General features: G+C 36.2%; 20 protein-coding genes. 6 read left to right on the top strand and 14 right to left on the bottom strand.

Features of this window, described 5'->3' with window-relative positions; all coding sequences use genetic code 11:
• Position 1: 1 nt before the first annotated feature.
• Entirely contained in the window at positions 2-1,288 is a 1,287-nt protein-coding gene (brnQ, locus tag FLS47_RS08235; protein ID WP_188347390.1) for a branched-chain amino acid transport system II carrier protein, read from the top strand.
• Between the two features lie 74 nt (positions 1,289-1,362).
• Positions 1,363-2,016, top strand: coding sequence for a hypothetical protein (locus FLS47_RS08230; RefSeq protein WP_149913888.1), 654 nt, complete (start codon positions 1,363-1,365; stop codon positions 2,014-2,016).
• A 62-nt stretch (positions 2,017-2,078) separates the two neighbouring features.
• Here FLS47_RS08230 and metG read toward each other — a convergent pair whose 3' ends face one another.
• Positions 2,079-4,148: a methionine--tRNA ligase gene (metG, locus tag FLS47_RS08225; protein WP_149913887.1), complete on the bottom strand. Its 2,070-nt coding sequence runs from the start codon at positions 4,146-4,148 to the stop codon at positions 2,079-2,081.
• A gap of 148 nt (positions 4,149-4,296) precedes the next feature.
• On the opposite strand from metG, the gene FLS47_RS08220 reads away from it, so the two are divergent.
• From FLS47_RS08220 to pckA, 4 genes are all read left to right on the top strand, one after another.
• Positions 4,297-5,199: a S66 peptidase family protein gene (locus tag FLS47_RS08220; protein ID WP_149913886.1), complete on the top strand. Its 903-nt coding sequence runs from the start codon at positions 4,297-4,299 to the stop codon at positions 5,197-5,199.
• Positions 5,200-5,201: 2 nt separating this feature from the next.
• Positions 5,202-5,324 carry a hypothetical protein gene (locus FLS47_RS18780; RefSeq protein ID WP_262713862.1) on the top strand — a complete coding sequence of 41 codons (123 nt, stop codon included), beginning with the start codon at positions 5,202-5,204 and terminating at the stop codon, positions 5,322-5,324.
• Between the two features lie 18 nt (positions 5,325-5,342).
• Positions 5,343-5,609 (top strand): DoxX family protein, encoded by a 267-nt coding sequence (locus FLS47_RS08215; protein ID WP_149913885.1) that lies wholly within the window; start codon positions 5,343-5,345, stop codon positions 5,607-5,609.
• A gap of 229 nt (positions 5,610-5,838) precedes the next feature.
• Positions 5,839-7,452 (top strand): phosphoenolpyruvate carboxykinase (ATP), encoded by a 1,614-nt coding sequence (gene pckA, locus FLS47_RS08210; RefSeq protein ID WP_149913884.1) that lies wholly within the window; start codon positions 5,839-5,841, stop codon positions 7,450-7,452.
• 53 nt (positions 7,453-7,505) lie between these two features.
• Here the strand turns inward: pckA and FLS47_RS08205 are convergent, their stop codons facing one another.
• From FLS47_RS08205 to FLS47_RS08145, 13 genes are read right to left on the bottom strand one after another with little or no spacing between them, the layout of a single operon-like run.
• Entirely contained in the window at positions 7,506-7,961 is a 456-nt protein-coding gene (locus FLS47_RS08205; protein WP_149913883.1) for a 6-phosphogluconolactonase, read from the bottom strand.
• A gap of 5 nt (positions 7,962-7,966) precedes the next feature.
• Positions 7,967-8,509 carry a DUF420 domain-containing protein gene (locus tag FLS47_RS08200; RefSeq protein WP_149913999.1) on the bottom strand — a complete coding sequence of 181 codons (543 nt, stop codon included), beginning with the start codon at positions 8,507-8,509 and terminating at the stop codon, positions 7,967-7,969.
• Between the two features lies 1 nt (position 8,510).
• A complete protein-coding gene (locus tag FLS47_RS08195; RefSeq protein ID WP_149913882.1) occupies positions 8,511-9,224 on the bottom strand; it encodes a thioredoxin domain-containing protein in 714 nt (237 codons plus the stop codon).
• Positions 9,225-9,226: 2 nt separating this feature from the next.
• Positions 9,227-9,604 carry a cytochrome C oxidase subunit IV family protein gene (locus FLS47_RS08190; protein WP_149913881.1) on the bottom strand — a complete coding sequence of 126 codons (378 nt, stop codon included), beginning with the start codon at positions 9,602-9,604 and terminating at the stop codon, positions 9,227-9,229.
• Between the two features lie 27 nt (positions 9,605-9,631).
• The gene (locus FLS47_RS08185; protein ID WP_149913880.1) at positions 9,632-10,372 is read right to left on the bottom strand and encodes a cytochrome c oxidase subunit 3; all 741 of its coding nucleotides are present in this window, start codon (positions 10,370-10,372) and stop codon (positions 9,632-9,634) included.
• A 9-nt stretch (positions 10,373-10,381) separates the two neighbouring features.
• Complete coding sequence (locus FLS47_RS08180) at positions 10,382-10,966, bottom strand: cytochrome c oxidase subunit 3 (protein WP_149913879.1); 585 nt, start codon at positions 10,964-10,966, stop codon at positions 10,382-10,384.
• A 5-nt stretch (positions 10,967-10,971) separates the two neighbouring features.
• Entirely contained in the window at positions 10,972-11,880 is a 909-nt protein-coding gene (gene cyoE / locus FLS47_RS08175) for a heme o synthase (protein WP_149913878.1), read from the bottom strand.
• A gap of 52 nt (positions 11,881-11,932) precedes the next feature.
• Positions 11,933-12,976 carry a COX15/CtaA family protein gene (locus FLS47_RS08170; protein ID WP_149913877.1) on the bottom strand — a complete coding sequence of 348 codons (1,044 nt, stop codon included), beginning with the start codon at positions 12,974-12,976 and terminating at the stop codon, positions 11,933-11,935.
• A 52-nt stretch (positions 12,977-13,028) separates the two neighbouring features.
• Positions 13,029-14,900: a cytochrome c oxidase subunit I gene (locus FLS47_RS08165; RefSeq protein WP_188347389.1), complete on the bottom strand. Its 1,872-nt coding sequence runs from the start codon at positions 14,898-14,900 to the stop codon at positions 13,029-13,031.
• 25 nt (positions 14,901-14,925) lie between these two features.
• Entirely contained in the window at positions 14,926-16,245 is a 1,320-nt protein-coding gene (locus FLS47_RS08160; protein WP_223225189.1) for a cytochrome c oxidase subunit II, read from the bottom strand.
• Between the two features lie 42 nt (positions 16,246-16,287).
• A complete protein-coding gene (locus FLS47_RS08155; RefSeq protein ID WP_149913876.1) occupies positions 16,288-17,514 on the bottom strand; it encodes a quinol:cytochrome C oxidoreductase in 1,227 nt (408 codons plus the stop codon).
• Between the two features lie 19 nt (positions 17,515-17,533).
• A complete protein-coding gene (locus FLS47_RS08150; RefSeq protein ID WP_317131686.1) occupies positions 17,534-18,169 on the bottom strand; it encodes a c-type cytochrome in 636 nt (211 codons plus the stop codon).
• Positions 18,162-18,698, bottom strand: coding sequence for a DUF3341 domain-containing protein (locus tag FLS47_RS08145; protein WP_149913874.1), 537 nt, complete (start codon positions 18,696-18,698; stop codon positions 18,162-18,164). The genes FLS47_RS08150 and FLS47_RS08145 overlap by 8 nt, the downstream gene beginning before the upstream one ends.
• Positions 18,699-18,700 lie beyond the last annotated feature (2 nt).

The following is an 18,700-nucleotide window of genomic DNA, read 5'->3' as shown; positions in this document are numbered from 1 at the left end:
AATGACGAAAAACAAAGATACAATCACCATAGGATTTGCTTTATTTGCGATGTTTTTTGGGGCAGGAAATCTCCTTCTTCCTCCATTCATCGGCCTGCAAGTCGGTCATCACACGTTCATAACTATTATCGCATTCGGATTAACGGGAATTATATTACCTTTTTTAGGCATTCTTTCTATTGTAAAGTCAGGGAATACCATATACGATTTGGGAAATCGCATACACCCTTTGCTTGCTCCGATTCTTGGAACGATCATTATGTTGTGTATCGGCCCGCTGATTGCTATACCGCGCACGGGAGCGACAACATTTGAAATTGGAATAGCTCCAAATTTCCCTACTTTCAGTCCAATCCTTTTTTCTATTATATTTTTTGGAATAACTTGGGCTTTGAGCATATCGCCCTCAAAAGTGGTAGATATTATCGGCAATATACTCACTCCCTTATTGTTGGTTCTTCTTTTCGCATTGATCTTAATGGGGATAATAAATCCTGCTGGAGATTTTGCATCGACAACATTAAGCACTACCGAGTCATTTAAATTCGGATTTACCGAAGGCTATCAAACGGTGGATATGTTGGCATCGTTAGTATTCGCTGGAATAATTATCGCAGCAGCGCAAACAAAAGGCTATACTAAAATGAGTGACAAAAGTTCAGTGGTAATTTCTTCGGGCATTATATCATCCGTTTGTTTGATATTTATTTACGGAGGACTTGTATATCTAGGTGCAACTTCAGGTATCGAGGACAAAGGAATCAGCCGTTCGGCGTTGCTTATTCATATTGCCAAAAGTACTTTAGGGGACTATGGTATGATTGGTATCGGAATTTGTATTGGCTTGGCATGTTTGACCACATCAATCGCCTTGACCTCTGCTGTAGGTTCATTTTTCTCCGAATTGACAGGTGGAAAATTAGGTTATAAATTATTAGTAACTGTTTGTTGTGTTTTCTCAGCACTATTGGCTATTCTAGGAGTCGATAAAATCATTCAATTTGCTTACCCCCCACTGGCTTTCGTATATCCTATCGCCATTACGTTGGTTCTTTACATCATTATTTTTGGTGGATTTATAAAAAGTAAAGCTCCATATATAGGTGCTTTAATAGCTTCTACGATTGTCGCATTTTTTGGTTTAGGAATTATGTTGAATTGGTGGAAAGCTGATTTGTACAAATTGCTACCTTTTGCTGATGTGGATTTAGGCTGGGTTGTTCCATCAGCTATTGGATTCTTAATCGGATTCTTAATAAGAAAAAATCAAAGCAAATCCTCTGTTTAATTTTTGTATCATACATATTACTTTTCATAACGGTTACTTTATTCTCCTAAAAGTATATAGAGAAAATAACCGTTATGAACAGATTAAACACCTTATCCACAATATGTGGATTACTTACATTGATAATCATAAGCTGCGGACCAACTGCAACATTCGACGATCCCCAACCTATTGACCTGAAAAATGAAAATAGCTTTGATAAAAAGTATTTAGGTACTTATCAATCTTCCGATTCTGCGACAACTTTATTTATAACAGATCAATTAATAACACAATCTTACAGCCATTACATCGAGACATTACTAGACTCTTTAGACACTATATATCAATTGTCAGCTGACACGTTGATAAATAGTAAATCTAAAAGTAGAGAAATTGTACTCCGAACAGATGGTTCCATTATTCAAAAATATCAGAACCTTGATACTCTATTCGAATTTAAAGAAGGTCATGTTTTGAAAAAATACAAAGGACATTATTTTCTCAATAGGCAAGATAAGAATGATAAGAAATGGAGCGTTGGAAAGTTGACTTTAGAAAAAGACATACTCACATTATCCTATATTTCAGGTAAAGAAGATATTGATTTATTGAATGAAATAACTAGAACACCTGAAGATACTTCAAAAAGTACCATAAATTACGATATAAACAAAAAGCAATTCAAAAAATTTCTTAATTCGGATGGATTTAGGAATATTGATACGTTTATTCGAGTAAAGGACTAAACGAAAAAGAGCAAAGACGATTACCATCTTTGCTCTTTGTTCTATTATATTTAATCCAAAAATTATCGCACTGAACTTCCTACTGTAATACCTGATGTCGGATTTACAAAGTCTAATCTGCCATCTGCATCTTCAGCCATCAAGATCATACCTTGCGATTGGATGCCTTTGATTTCGCGAGGTTCTAAGTTTACTAAAATAGAAACCTGTTTTCCAACGATATCTTCAGGCGCGAAAAACTCAGCAATACCCGAAACGACTGTACGTTGGTCGATACCTGTATCAATTTTTAATTTCAACAATTTCTTCGTTTTAGCTACTTTTTCTGCTTCTAAAATTGTTCCGATACGGATATCCATTTTCATGAAATCATCGAAAGAGATATTTGGTTTTGCTGGCGCTACAGTTGTATTTGCCAAAGCATTGCTCGCTTTTGCTTCAGCCAATTTTTGCAATTGTGCTTCTACTTCAGCGTCCGTAATTTTATCAAACAACATTTGAACTTCACCCAACTGTTTATCTGTTGCAATAAGATCAGCTGTTCCTGCTTTATCCCAATTTTGTTGAGGTAAGTCTAACATTTCAAATAAAGTAGTTGAAGTTTTTGGCAAGAAAGGTTGACCCAAAATAGCCAAGTTAGCTACGATTTGTGTCGCTACATTCAATACCGTTTTGACGCGCTCTTCATCCGTTTTGAAAACTTTCCAAGGCTCTTCATCGGCTAAATATTTATTCCCTAAACGTGCCGCATTCATAAAATGTGCTAACGCCTCACGGAAGCGGTAATTTCCAAGAGATTGCTCGATCAATCCAGGATATTTTTTCAGTTCTTCAAAAACAGCGTTATCTGTCTCATTGAATTCAGAACCCTTCAATACTTTACCGTCAAAATATTTGTGCGAAAGCACCATCACACGGTTTACAAAATTTCCCAAAATTGCAACCAACTCATTGTTTATACGTGCTTGGAAATCTTTCCATGTAAATTCAGAATCCGATGTTTCTGGAAGGATCGAAGTCAACACATAACGTAATTCGTCTTGCTTATCTGGAAATTCTTCCAAATACTCGTGTAACCAAACTGCGTGATTACGTGAAGTCGAGAGTTTATCGCCTTCTAAATTCAAAAACTCATTAGCTGGTACATTTTCTGGCAAGATATATTCACCGTGTGCATGCAGGATCGCAGGGAAAATAATGCAGTGAAATACAATATTATCTTTTCCAATGAAGTGAATCAACGTAGATTCATCTCCAGAATTCTCTTGCTTCTTCCAATAGTCTTCCCAATTCTTACCGTGGTCAATAGCCCATTGTTTTGTCGCTGAAATATACCCGATAGGTGCATCCAACCACACATACAATTTCTTACCCGTCGCTTCTTCCAAAGGAACATCCACTCCCCAATCCAAATCACGTGTCATTGAGCGTGGTTGCAAACCCGATTTCAACCAAGAAGAACATTGGCCAAACACATTCGATTTCAGTTCATTCCTTTTACCTTCAATCAACCATTCTTCCAACCAAGGTTGGTATTTATCCAATGGCAAGTACCAGTGTTTGGTTTCTCTAAGAATCGGAGTTTTACCGCTTAAAGTTGATTTTGGATTAATCAAATCCGTTGGACTCAACGATGTACCACATTTCTCACATTGGTCACCATAAGCGCCTTCATTTTGACAATGTGGACAAGTACCTGTAATATATCTATCGGCTAAGAATTGGTGAAATTCCTCGTCGTAATATTGCTCTGAAAATTTCTCAATAAACTCTCCTTTTTCGTACAAATTCAAGAAAAATTCTTGGGATAATTCGTGATGGATTGGCTCTGAAGTACGGTGATAAATATCGAATGAAATACCAAATTCTTCAAAAGATTCTTTGATCTGCTTATTATATTTATCAATAACTTCTTTTGGCGTAACACCTTCTTTTTTTGCTCGTATCGTAATAGCTGCGCCATGCTCGTCTGAACCACACACATATACCACATCTTTATTGTTCAGACGCAAAAAGCGCACAAAAATATCGCCCGGAATATATGCTCCAGCCAAGTGACCAATATGCAATGGACCATTCGCATAGGGCAAAGCCGAAGTAATCGTATAACGTTTTTTAGTCAAATTGCTCAATATATCGTATTTTTAAGGTGAAACTTTTTGAAAAAATTAGAGTACAAAGATAATTCAATTTGTCCTTAATAAATAAGCCTTACTCAAAATATTCAAAAAATCGATAAGAAATATTTATATTGAAAAAAATCACAATAACACATTGAATATGAATACTCCTCCCTTCTTAACTAAAGGAGATAAAATAGCCATTATTTGTCCTGCCAGTTATATCAGTGCAGATTTGACAGAAGCCTATTCCGTATTGAAAAATTGGGGATTAGAGCCAATAATATATCCTTCTGTCACCGCGCAATTCAATCAATTTGCGGGCTCAGATGAATTACGAGCACAAGACTTTCAATATGCGTTAGACAATCCAGAAATCAAAGCGATAATCGCGGGTCGTGGTGGCTATGGCTGCGTACGGATCATTGACAAAATTGACTTTATGTCCTTCCAAAAAAATCCGAAATGGATTATTGGATTTAGCGATGTAACGGCAATTCATAGCCATATTCAAAATCAATTTCAAATCCCGACCATCCATGGTCAAATGGTAAAATCATTTTTGGATGCTAGTAAAGAATCAATAGATACTTTGTACAATGCGCTTTTTGGCGGAAATATAGACATCAGCTATACGTATAACGAATATCCAAATCGTCCAGGAACTGCGCAAGGCATTTTAATAGGTGGAAATTTAGCATTGTTGCACAGTGTTGTAGCTTCCAATTCTGATGTGAATTATGATGGTAAGATCCTATTCATAGAGGATGTTGGTGAATCGCATTATAATATTGATCGAATGTTGTGGACATTGAAACGAGCGGGTAAATTGGACAAGCTTCAGGCTTTAATTGTTGGCGGCTTTACCGAACTTAAAGACTCAGAACCTGCTTTCGGTCAGCGATATGAAGATATAATAATGGATAAGGTACAAGAGTTCGATTATCCAGTTGCTTTTGGATTTCCTGCTGGACATATAGAAGATAACCGCGCCTTAGTTTTCGGCAAAGAAGTTTTATTAACAATCAATGAAAATCATATAAACCTTAAATACACGAACTAATTATGAGTCGATCAACAACACACATCCGAAAAGATGTAGGACTATTACTAATAAGGCTTGCCATAGGAGGCTCGATGTTAGCCTTTCATGGTATTCCGAAATTAATGAAAGGTCCTGAAAATTGAGAAAAAATAGGTTCTGCTATGCACAAAATAGGTATAACATTCATGACTTCATTTTGGGGATTTTCGGCGACTATGGCCGAATGTATTGGCTCTGCATTAATTATTATAGGTTTATTCACTCGTCCAACAGCATTAGTATTGGCCTTCACCATGTTGATTGCTTTCATTACGCACTTAGCAAATGGCGATGGAATTATTAAATCATCCCACCCCATGGAGTTGATGTTTATTTTTATCTCACTAGCGATTGCGGGAGCAGGGAAATACAGTTTAGATAAAAAGTAAACATATTTTGTCATTTTAATTTGAGTTTTTTGAGTTATCAAAAAACTCAAATTAAATTTTTATTAAGTCTTTCGGGCTTTTCAATATTGAATATTAAAAATCCATTTTCTTACGGATAAAAAAGTTAAAGAAATCAGCATTATATAATAATTTTTGCAAAAATAATAGAGGTTAATTCCGACCTCTATGAACTCCCTACCTTAGTACCATAAATTCACAAATTATGATAATGGAGCGCATAGAAATAGGGAATGAAGCCATAAAATTAGCAATAAGCCAGATTGAAAAACAAGCACAAAAGGTTTATTGGAATTTGAGTAATGACGAACTAACGCAGCAAACGTTAGAGTTAAATCAAGGAAAGCAAAATGATTTAGGAGCTTTATGTGTAGAGACAGGGAAATTCACTGGGCGATCACCAAAAGATAAATTCATTGTTAAAGATGACTTGACTTCAGAAAGCATAGATTGGGGTGATGTAAATATTCCAATTACAGAAGAAATTTTTGACAATTTATTTCAAAAAATGACTTCCTTTCTTGCTGAAAAAAATATTTGGGCTAGAAAATGTCATGCTGGAGCTGATCCACGATACAAAATAAATGTTACCGTAATTAATACGCTACCTTGGGCGAATCTATTCTGCAACAATCTTTTCATAACTCCAAGCTCAGAAGATTTAGCCCTTTTTGAACACGAATGGTTGATTCTTCAAATTCCTGAATTCGAAGCTAATCCTGCTATCGATGGTACACGTTCATCAAATTTTACCATCGTAAATTTCACCAAAAAAGTGATTTTAATAGGAGGTTCTGCTTACACAGGAGAAATGAAAAAAGGAATATTTTCTGTCCTAAATTTTATACTTCCTCATGAACACGGTGTATTACCTATGCATTGCTCTGCAAACGAAGGTAAAGACGGTGATGTGTCGCTTTTCTTTGGTCTAAGTGGTACTGGTAAAACTACGCTTTCGGCAGATGCCAATCGTTCATTGATTGGTGATGATGAACACGGCTGGGCTGATAATTCGGTTTTCAATTTTGAAGGTGGATGTTATGCAAAAGTAGTAGATTTAAGTGCTGAAAAAGAACCAGAGATTTATGGAGCAATAAAAGAAGGTGCATTATTAGAGAATGTTACTTTCTTCGAAAACTCGAATGTAGTTGACTTTTCAAATACCAAACTTACTGAAAACACACGCGTAGCCTATCCTATTGATTATATCCCCAATGCAAAGCAACCATCATTAGGTGCTATTCCTAAAAATATATTTTTCTTGACTTGCGATGCATTCGGAATTCTTCCTCCGATTTCAAAATTAACAAAAGCACAAGCCATGTATCACTTCATTTCGGGTTATACGGCTAAAGTAGCTGGAACAGAAGTGGGTATTACAGAACCGCAGACTACATTCTCAGCATGTTTCGGGCGCGTTTTTTTACCGTTGCATCCCACACAATACGCTGAATTATTAGGCAAAAAATTAGAACAACATCCTGAAGTAAATGTATGGTTAATCAATACAGGATGGACTGGTGGAAAATACGGTGAAGGAAAACGCATGAACCTGAAATACACACGTGCCATGATAAATGCGGCAATGCGTGGAGATTTGGACAATGTAGAATATGTACCACACGTGATATTTGGAGTATTGAAACCCCAATCTTGTCCTGGTGTTCCACCGGAGGTGTTAAATCCAAGAACAACTTGGGCTGATGTAGACGCATATGACAAACAAGCATTAGTATTAGCTAATTTATTTGTGAATAACTTTAAGCAATACGAGGATCAAGCAAGCGCAGAAATATTATCCGCAGCACCAAAAACTGCATTATAAACGAAAAGGATGTACGTCATGTACATCCTTTTTTGTTTTACTTTATGAGTATTCTAAAAGACCTTACTGTGCCAACTTTGTGAAAATGGAATTTTCCAATTTGTTGAAAGTTCTTCTGATGTTTGAATTAGATTGTTGTAAACTAATGTATCTGCATTAACAGTATTACTATTCACTAAAGCCTGAAATTCTTCACGACTTGCAAGTTGTAATTTGCCTTCTTCATCGATATAAGACACACGCATTCTATCAAAGAAATCAATACCAAACTTCTCTCCTAGAGATATTATAAAATGCACTGACTTATCAATAGAACATCCAGTCACTCCTGCTACTTCTTCATCTACTTCTAGTATTAAAAATAGGTTGTCAATAAGCGTAACCTTTCCAGCTAATGCTGATCCATGCGCCGTCCATGAAGCTACAAACCGTTGAGCTAAATCAATAATTTCTGATACTTCCACCGCAGTTAAAAATCTATCAGCTTGATATATCCAAACTCTATTCATCTTTATTAATGTGTATAATAAGGTGATATCATTACATAGACTATCACTCCAGTAACGGCTACGTACAACCACATCGGATACGTGATACGCGCTAGTTTTTTATGACGTTGGTATGCTCCAGCAATACCTCTTACAAATGTGAACAATACAAAAGGGATAATAATAATTGATAATAAGATATGTGAAATTAAAATGAAGAAATACACATAACTAATAGCTCCCTCACCTCCATATGGTGTAGAAACTGATGTCATGTGATATGCCACATACATTATTAAAAATAAACCAGAGCAAACCATACATATTTTGATCAAGTTTTCGTGCAATTTAGCATTGCCTCTTTTGATTGCTGATACCGCCCATACCAATAAGACAGCTGTTAAGCCGTTAATTGTCGCATAAATTGGTGGTAAAAACGATAAGGGTTCTACATCGTAGCCCATTTTTTGCAAATTTATACCAAATAATGCTGCTACTGCTAAAGGCACTACAATTGATAATGTCCAAATAATACCTTTATACTTCTTTTCTTCTTCTGTCATTGCCATACTATTTCTTCTCAATTTTTAATGGATTATTACGCGCTTCCTCTACCAATTGAACTTTGATCTCGTCCTCCAGTCGTTCCATCTCCTTATTTGCGTTGATGTCGTAAAAACCACGAATTCGCCTTTCTGTGTCAATTAATAAATAATTGTTACTAAAAGCAAATGTAGAATCTGAATTTACATGTGCATCAATCAAAAAGTTTTGTTTTACATATTCCGTTATTGCCGAATCTGGACGCACGATAAACCAAGTTGGACCAAACTCTTTCGCATATAGCTGTTGTATTTTTTCCAAATCTTCGCTGCTTTCATTTGGATTGAGCAAAATTGAATAAAATTTCACCTTTTGCACATTCTTAAAACGTTCTGCCACTGGTTTAAGATTCGTAAGTAATGTACGAGATAAACCACTGTCTTGCGCTGCAAACAAATGTACAACTGTGATAACAGTATCTTGATTTAGAAAATCAACTTTCTCACCATTAGCATTAAACACAGTTAATGGTTCGATCTGATGATAAACCGTATCGGGAATCTCCCGTCCCATCTTGCGATTCATCTTACCAGAAAGCACTTTCTCACCGTATACTGGAAGCTTCAAATATTGGTTTGAACCAATTTTATTAAGCGTTATATACAAAAATCCTGGCACTAGTAATACTATAGCCAGGATTATAAAAGTTGATATATTTCTCTTTTTAGAGTTATTATTCATTCTTATTTATTAGGAAAAATATCATGCTCTTGTAAGTGATATAATAAATAATCACCTTCTACCAACATCAATACGATGAAATAGATGATCAAAATAAATACTATACTACAAGTAACAATAAAACTTGATTTTTCAAACTTCAAGTGCATAAAGTATGCAACAATATAGTATGCTTTCACAAGTGTCAAAACGATATAAATCGTATTAACTAAAGCGCCTTTTTGCAAAATTCCCCAGTGATGAACAAAACCTAATGCGATTAAGAATTCTAATGCTGTTAATGCCAACAATACAAAGAATACTTGCCAGATTTGCTTTTTCCCCATTCCCTCACCATGCTCGTGAGCATCGTGTGTAGCTATATGATCGTGATGTGCCATTTTCTATAATTCGATAAAAGTCAATAATTAGATTAAGTAGAAGAATGTAAATACGAATACCCACACTAAATCTACAAAGTGCCAGTAAAGACCTACTTTTTCAACCATTAAATAAGTACCTCTATTCTCAAATGTATTATTCAATGTCATACAAAGAATAATGATATTCAACAAAATACCGATCGAAACGTGGAAACCGTGGAAACCAGTGATAGTAAAGAATAAATTAGAGAATTGTAATGCTGCTGTATAAGAAATATCCTTTGTAAAATATGGCTCTAAAGCTGCTGCAATAGCATCTGGATCAACTAATCCTGTAGCAGGGTTTCTTCCAAACCAAAATCCTTGGTGATGCAAGTGAGACCACTCGATAGCTTGACAGCCAACGAATAATAAACCACCTAAAATGGTCCAGATCATCCATTTAACAACTTCTTGTTTTGAATTTCGATGCCCTGCTTCTACGGCTAATACCATCGTCACAGAAGACATAATCAAAATGAAGGTCATGATACCTACAAAAACCAAAGGTTGACCTGACTCAGCAATACCTGGTACAGATTGGAAAATTTTATCCGCATCTATCCATGTAGGTTGAGCAAATTTTTGAGCACCATAATAAATTAGGAATGCCGAAAACGTAAAAGCATCTGAAACTAAGAAAAACCACATCATGATTTTTCCATACTCTAAATTCCAAGGTGACTTACCACCAGACCATGGTCCGTCTTTTACCTTATCCAATTGCGATACAGTTGTTGTACTCATTGTTTACTATTATTGATTCAAAAGTAAGAAAACATATATATAAATCCATAAAAGATCTAGAAAATGCCAAAAAATAGCTGCTAGATCCATTCTAAAAACATTGCGGTCGGAAGCAATTGGCTTAACAGCACCGAAATATGCGCGTACCAACACCAAAAGTCCAGCTACAATGTGTGCCAAGTGCAATCCAGTGAAGATGTAGATAAATGACTGTGAAGCATTGTTGTTTATAAAATAAACGCCCTGCTCTGTCAATATACCCCACGATTGTACTTGAAGTATAAAAAATACTATGCCTAACACGATCGTGATAATCAATAGCATCTTTTGTTTTGCAAGCTGATTTAACTGAGCAGCTTTAACCGCGAAATGCAAAGTCAAACTACTTGCCACTATTACTAGTGTACTGTAAATAAACGCTTGTGGTAATATTGTTTTAATTCCTTTATCAACACCACTTGCCGTATATACGATAAATCCACTTGAAAGTGCAGCGAACATCATAAACATCCCAATCAAACCCAACCAAAGGTTGAATTTTTGAGCTTTACGCTTTCTTTGCAAGTCTTCCAATTCTATTTCGTTAGCTCCCATTTATATTATTTAAAAGGAATAAAATCAAAAAGTAATACTAATTGTGTCAACGGTAAATATAAGAACGAGATATACATTACCTTTTTAGCCGTCTCGTCTTTTAACTCTACAAGATGCTTGTATCCGTACCAAGTGAATGCTAAACCACCTAACAGCGATACTATCGTAAATATCCAACCACCAAATCCATAATACATTGGCAAAAAGCCAACTGGAATCATTAGTAAAGCAGATATAAAGATAAAAACAGCTGATGCTTTATCTTTCTTTAGGCTTGGTAATAATTGGATACCAGCTCTATTGTAATCTTCGTCCGCTACCCAAGCAATCGCCCAATAATGTGGATATTGCCAGAAAAACTGAACAAGGAACAAAATAAATGGTGTAATGATAATAGCAGATTCACTAACCGATGCATAAGCTAATCCAAATCCTAACGATTCGAACGCCGCGAAATACCCAATCAGTGGTGGCAATGCACCAGGAATTGCGCCTATGAATACAGCAATTCTGGATTTAGGTTTTAAAGGTGTATACACAAATGCATACAAAAATATTGAAAACACCGATAGTAATCCTGCAATAAAATTCAGTTTTACCAATACCAAAGTGCCAATAATGCCCATAAATAAACTCAACACTAAAGCTTGACCTGTAGTCATTCTTCCGGCTGGTAATGGACGATCCATCGTGCGCTTCATTAATTTGTCGATGTCCTTTTCAATGATTTCATTAAAACCATTCGCTGCTCCTGTCACCAAGAATCCGCCAATCGTTAATAATAACCAATTGAACCACATGATATCACCCTGTTGCTTCGCGCCTATCAAAAATGAAATAGATGCTGAAAATACAACAGTTAACGTCAAACGTAATTTTACAAGTTTGTTAAAATCTGAAATAAAAGTTTTCATTGAGTGCTCTTTCTCCTTTTCTCCTCTAGATAATAATTGTATTTGCTATTATCTATCTTTTCAGCTTCGTCATCAAAAGCATCAAATAATACTGTGCTCCGAAAAACAAACTTGCTAGTACTAAGTGTGATGTCTGCGCAAAAGCTGGAACTGCAAATCTAGCTAATATTATCCCAGACAACATTTGTAATACTACTAATATTAAGATTATCCATGCATATTGACTTTGAATTGACGTTTTGCTAAATCTATTTTTCACTAGAAAGAAAAACAAAACAGTAATCAATAAAGTCACATAAGCTAATATTCTATGGATATCATAATTAACACCTATAGATTCAATCCATTCTCCTCGTGCTACGCCATCTGCATTCAGATGATCAATTACCTCTCTTACTTCTGTACCGTATACTACTTGTACCAATGTAACTATAAGAGATACTATGGCGATAGCTTTAAGTCCCGTCGAAGGATAATTGACTAATATCGTCTTATTGCGCAGAGTAGTAGCTATATAGAAAGTATAAATACTTACACCAACAATAATCAGTGCTAACAACATGTGCACGGTGATAATCCAAGGCATCAGGTTGGTTGACACAACAATTGAGCCTAACCAAGCTTGAATTACGACTAAGATGACATTAAGAACACTCCATATGAAAATGGAAGGTTTTGACTTGATATAAATAAACGAATATACTGCCGTAAATAATAACGCAAACCCTGCTAAAACACCGACTAGACGATTAATGTATTCTGTCCATGTCTTCGCGGCGTTAAATTCCTCATGTACTAAAATTGATTCATCATGACGAATTTTATCTGCCTTTTCCGCGTCTCCAAAAAATTCAACAATATTTGCAAAACGTTGATTTTTCTTGACACGACCATCTATATAATGCTGCTCATACCCTTCTGGTAATTGGCTAACATCAGTAGGTGGAATGATTTGATTGAAACATTTAGGCCAGTCTGGACATCCCATTCCCGAACCTGTGCTTCGTACTACGCCACCAGCGATAATAACAAGAAATAAGGTGATAATAGTAATTCTATTAACATTTATAAACCTCTTCTCACCTGCTGGATACATTACGCCTCTTTATATTTGTCAAAATAGTATTAAATAGAAGGTAGGTATAAACCTAACCTTCTACTCTGTTATTTTCTTTATTCCATTGCTCTTGAATACGAATAGCTTCTTCATTTCCTTCGAAATCATGTGGCATATTCGAACTCATAGTTTGCGAATGAGGAACACTTTGAGGAATGAAATCCTCGTGGTGACCTGGCTTACTGTAGTCATAAGGCCAACGGTATACTGTAGGAATCTCACCCGGCCAGTTTCCGTGGAAATGCTCTACTGGAGTAGTCCACTCTAATGTATTAGAGTTCCAAGGATTTTGCGTTGCTCTCTTACCGCACCAAATAGATCCGAAGAAATTAATTAAGAATGCTAACTGACCAACACCTGCAATAATAGCAGCCCAAGTAACTAGAATATTTACAGAAACCCATTTTTCCATGAATGCAAACTCAGTGAATGAGTAGTAACGACGAGGTACACCATCAATACCCATAAAGTGCATTGGGAAGAATACTAAGTACGCACCGATGAAAGTCAACCAGAAGTGGAAATATGCCAACTTCTCATTCATCATTCTACCGAACATCTTAGGATACCAGTGATAAACACCACATAACATACCAAAGATAGAAGCAGATCCCATTACCAAGTGGAAGTGAGCTACTACGAAGTAAGTATCGTGTAAGTTGATATCCAATGCAGCGTTACCTAAGAAAATACCTGTAACACCACCTGAGATAAAGAATGATACCATACCGATAGCAAACATCATCGCTGGAGTGAAACGAATGTTACCTCTCCACAATGTAGCCATATAGTTGAATGATTTTACTGCCGAAGGAACTGCGATAATCAACGTCGTGATCATAAAAACACCTCCCAAGAAAGGATTCATACCAGTCACGAACATGTGGTGACCCCATACGATGAATGATAATACCGTGATACCTACTAATGAGTAAACCATCGCGTGGTAACCAAAGATTGGTTTACGTGAGTTTGTTGAGATTACTTCTGAAGTCAAACCTAATGCAGGCATTACAACGATGTATACCTCAGGGTGACCTAAGAACCAGAATAAGTGCTGGAATAAGATTGGAGAACCACCTTCATTAGGTAAAATCTGTCCTTGAACAACTAAGTCTGACAAGTAAAATGATGTACCTGCCGAACGGTCAAAGATCAATAACACTACTGCTGAAACTAATACTGGGAACGATAACAAACCCACGATAGCTGTTAAGAAGAAAGACCAGATAGTTAAAGGCATTTTCCAAAGATCCATACCTTTAGTACGCATATTCAAGATTGTAGAAATGTAGTTTACACCGCCCAATACTTGAGATACGATAAATAAAGTCATAGATGCTAACCACATCGTCATACCTAATCCAGAACCAGAAATGGCTGTAGGAACGGCAGATAATGGTGGATAAATAGTCCATCCTGGTGATGCTGGACCACTTTCAATAAAGAAGGATCCAATCATGATAACACAAGCGATAAAGAAGAACCAGTATGACAACATGTTCATCAATGGAGATGCCATATCGCGAGCACCAATTTGGTATGGAATTAATAAGTTACTAAATGTACCCGATAACCCCGCAGTCAATACGAAGAATACCATCATTGTACCGTGGATAGTAACTAATGATAAAAAGAAATCAGGCTTAATACGACCACCTTCTGCCCATTTACCCAAGAATACTTCAAGAATAGGGAAATCTTTGTCCGGCCAAGCTAATTGAATACGGAACAAAAGAGACAAGATCATGGCAAAAACCGCCATAATGATACCTGTGATCAAGAATTGCTTCGCAATCATCTTGTGATCCTGACTAAATATGTATTTAGTTAAGAACGTCTCATGGTGATGACCATGTGCATCATGATGAGCTGCGTCGTGTGATAAAACTGTACTTGACATATTACTTTATAAAAATCTTTTATAATTAATTTACTGAAGCTGTTTTCACACCTTCTGAAACATTGTTACTAGCAAACTCTTTTTGTAAATCTTCTGTGAAGTATTTACCCTGTTGAGCTAACCATTCTTTATATTCAGCCTCAGTAACAACGATAACTTTTTTACCCATGTTATAGTGACCTTGACCACAGATTTTATTACACAACATAATGAAATCATATTTCGGATCGTTCATTTTGTCACGCATCTCTTCAGTAGTCACTGTTGGCGTAAATTGGAAGTAATTCGTCATACCTGGTACTGCGTTGATTTGTACGCGGAAATCAGGAATATAAAACGAATGAATAATGTCTTTTGAAATAATATGGAAACGCACGGATTTATTAACTGGAATAACGATATCCTGTGTTTGTAAATCATCCCAAGATGCTTTATCGTTGAAATCAATACCGTAAGGGTTTGTAGGCGTAGTCAATTTATAGTTACGCTTACCGATTTCGCCATCTACACCTGGATATCTTACATGCCAAGCAAATTGCTCACCTAATACCTCGATTTGAATAGCTGATTTTTGCAATTCTTCTGGCACATTTGTAATAGCTCTCCATGTGAAGAAACCAAACAATACTAAAACTGTCAATACAATCGCAGGAACAATAGTCCACAATTTCTCGATAGAGTCATTATGTGGATAGTAGTACGCTTGTCGTTTTGCTTTAGCTCTATATACATATGTGAACACAAATAAAACGATGTGTGTCAATATTAATACAGCAGTAGTAATTACTAATGTGATAATGAACATACGGTCAATTTCTTTACCATGCTCAGTCGCAGCATCTCTCCAAGACCAGCTTCCCCATACATCGTATGAATAGTATACAAATGTTAAGAAGGCAAATAAGAAAATTAAGAACAATGTAGCTTGTAAATTATTATTACCATACTCATTGTATTTTCCATTCATCTTTCTCGTCAATACATACACTGAATGAATTTTGCCAATTACAGCGATTATTGTACAAATAACTAAGAACAATAATACATAGTAGAAAAAGTTTTTATAGACTTGAGGATCTATTTGTTTTACTTCTTCCACCTTAGCAGCCGCTGTAGTTGTAGTACCCGCACTTGCATCTGCCGCTACAGTAGCCGTAGCTGCTGTATCCGTAGTTGCCGCTGCACTATCAACAGTTGCCTCGCCGGCAGTAGCTGCTGCTACCGCCGTTGTGTCAACTACTGTCGAATCACTCTGCATTGCCATAGCTGGCGCAGCAAAAAATAAGCTGATTAAAAGTAGTAAACCCGCTATGGATTTAAACCCGTTATTAATTTTTAAATTCATTTCTTCTATAAACGTTTGAACGTAAATTCTATCAATTCTATATTAAATTTGATGGTTTAAACTTTCATCAAGGAATGGATGATGTTTAGGAGCAAGAGGATGCTTGCTAATTTTATTCATCACTAAGAATGAAAATAAACCTGCAAAACCTATCGCTGTACCAATTTCAATTAATCCAAAACCTCTATCAGTCTCTACTGTACCAGGCATGATCATAATATAGTAGTCTAACCAGTGTCCACACAATAATAAAATTGCTACGAACAACATTATATTCTGTTTACGTTTCGCATCTCTATCTACCAATAATAATAATGGCGCTAAGAAATTAATAATGATGCTTAACCAAAACCATGGTTTGTATTCTGGCTCCCAACGCTTGTAGAAATAAACTGTTTCCTCTGGAATGTTAGAGTACCAAATCAACATGAATTGCGCAAACCAAACATAAGTCCAAAAGATAGAGAAACCAAACATTAACTTACCTAAGTCATGTAAATGATTCTCATTTACCCAAGCCATGTAACCCGCTTTTTTCAATAAGATTAAGATTACAACAACAACTGCGATACCACTAACCCACATTGCTGCGAAATTGTACCAACCAAACATTGTAGAGAACCAGTGTGCCTCTAATGACATGATTGTGTCGAATGACCAAATTGGAGTTGTAAAACCAAATATTACTAAGAAAATAGCAGATAATTTAAAGCTTTGTTTGTAAGATCCTAAGCCTCCTTCTAAATCCTCTTTGTATGACAATTTAGCTAAGATAAAAGCGAAGATACTGTAACATCCCATAAACAAAATCTGACGGATAAAGAATCCTGGAATGTTTAAGAATGCTTGTTTACCAGCAACTAATTTATCGTAATTAGCGTGATTTGGATCGAATAATGTTGGATCTGTCCAGTGGTGGTATAATGTATGTGTGTAAATACCTCCTGCCGCGATGATTAATAAAATCACGGATGCAATAGGTAATACTGACGCCATAGCCTGTGGAATACGAATTAAACCTGCAGACCATCCAGATTGAGTTACCATTTGCAACGCAATGAAGAAAGCTCCAGCAGCACATACACAAGCGAAATAATATCCCATCAATAGTAGATTGGCAAAAGTTCGCATTGTATCACCAGTGTACAAACCATATCCAATGGCAGCAACACCTAATACAATAGCAACTAAGCTAACAATCTTCGCTGTACCAGCAAATGTATATTGCTCGCTGAAATTATAATCGTGATGATGATTGTGAGTTCCCATTTATTAAATTGATGTTAGATTATTTCTTTTGTAATTCTTGAACATACATAACTACTTTCCAACGCTCCTCTGGATTCAATTGAGATGCGTGTGATCCCATTGTATTCAAACCGTAGTAAATAGTATGATAAATTTTACCTGCAGACAAATCTGCCATTAACCCACCTCTAGATGAATTTGCACCGCTTGATCTTCCATATGCTGGAGGATTAGGGAAGTTCTCTAATTGACGAGTACCTCTTGAATCCGTGATCGAACGATCTTTAGTAATAGAGCCATCACCTTTACCTTCTTTACCATGACATACGGCACAGTTTACTAAGTATAAATGTTGACCTTGAGCTAAGTTTTCTTCATTTACATCTAGTGGATTAGTAACTTCAGCTCCTGCTCTTGTATAATCCTCTGGTGTATTTGAATATTCATCTGCAAACTTCTCAAAACCTTGAGGAATACTACCTGCTGGAGGAGTTTGAGCTGTTTGTTTATTTTTAAAATTATTGTTTGGCTGATCTGGATTGTATGCTAACGGATCGTACATATTACGCGAAAATTCCAAACCTGTGCTACGCGTAGTACCATCTCCACAAGCAGTAGTTACTGCTGCGAAAGCTACAGCCATACATACAGCGCCAAGAAAATTCTTCTTATTCATAACTAACATATTTTCTTTCATTGTATTTAACTTCTACTGCTCCAGCTTCTTTCAACAAACTATCCACTAAAGCGTGATCTGTATTTTCGCTTGCATCTACTGCAATGATAAAACGATCGTCCGTAGCTCTCAAATCCATTACACGTGGTGCACGTCCTGGGAATAAGTGATTACGGTAAAAGAATGTCGCTACCATACCCAAAGCACATAATAAAATAGTCACCTCGAATGTAACAGGCACAAAGTTTGGCAATGCTAAAGATGGCTTTCCACCGATGTTCATTGGCCAATCGTATGCCATAGTATAGTATAATAAACTAAATCCTAATGTCGTACCTAGCGCACCAAAGCAAAAAGCTGCGATAGGTAATCTTGAAGGTTTTACACCCAATTTTGCTTCGATTCCGTGAATCGGCATTGGTGTATAACAATCATATATGCTGATATTGTTTGCTTGCAATTTATCAATCCCGTGCATCAAATCATCAGGATCCGCAAAACTTCCTAATATATATTTTGTATTGCTCATTG

The sequence above is a fragment of the Sphingobacterium cavernae genome (genome assembly GCF_008520265.1).
Classification (GTDB): Bacteria; Bacteroidota; Bacteroidia; order Sphingobacteriales; family Sphingobacteriaceae; genus Sphingobacterium; species Sphingobacterium cavernae.
Note: the sequence above shows the minus strand (reverse complement) of the source record. Positions and strands in the feature narration are given on the sequence as shown.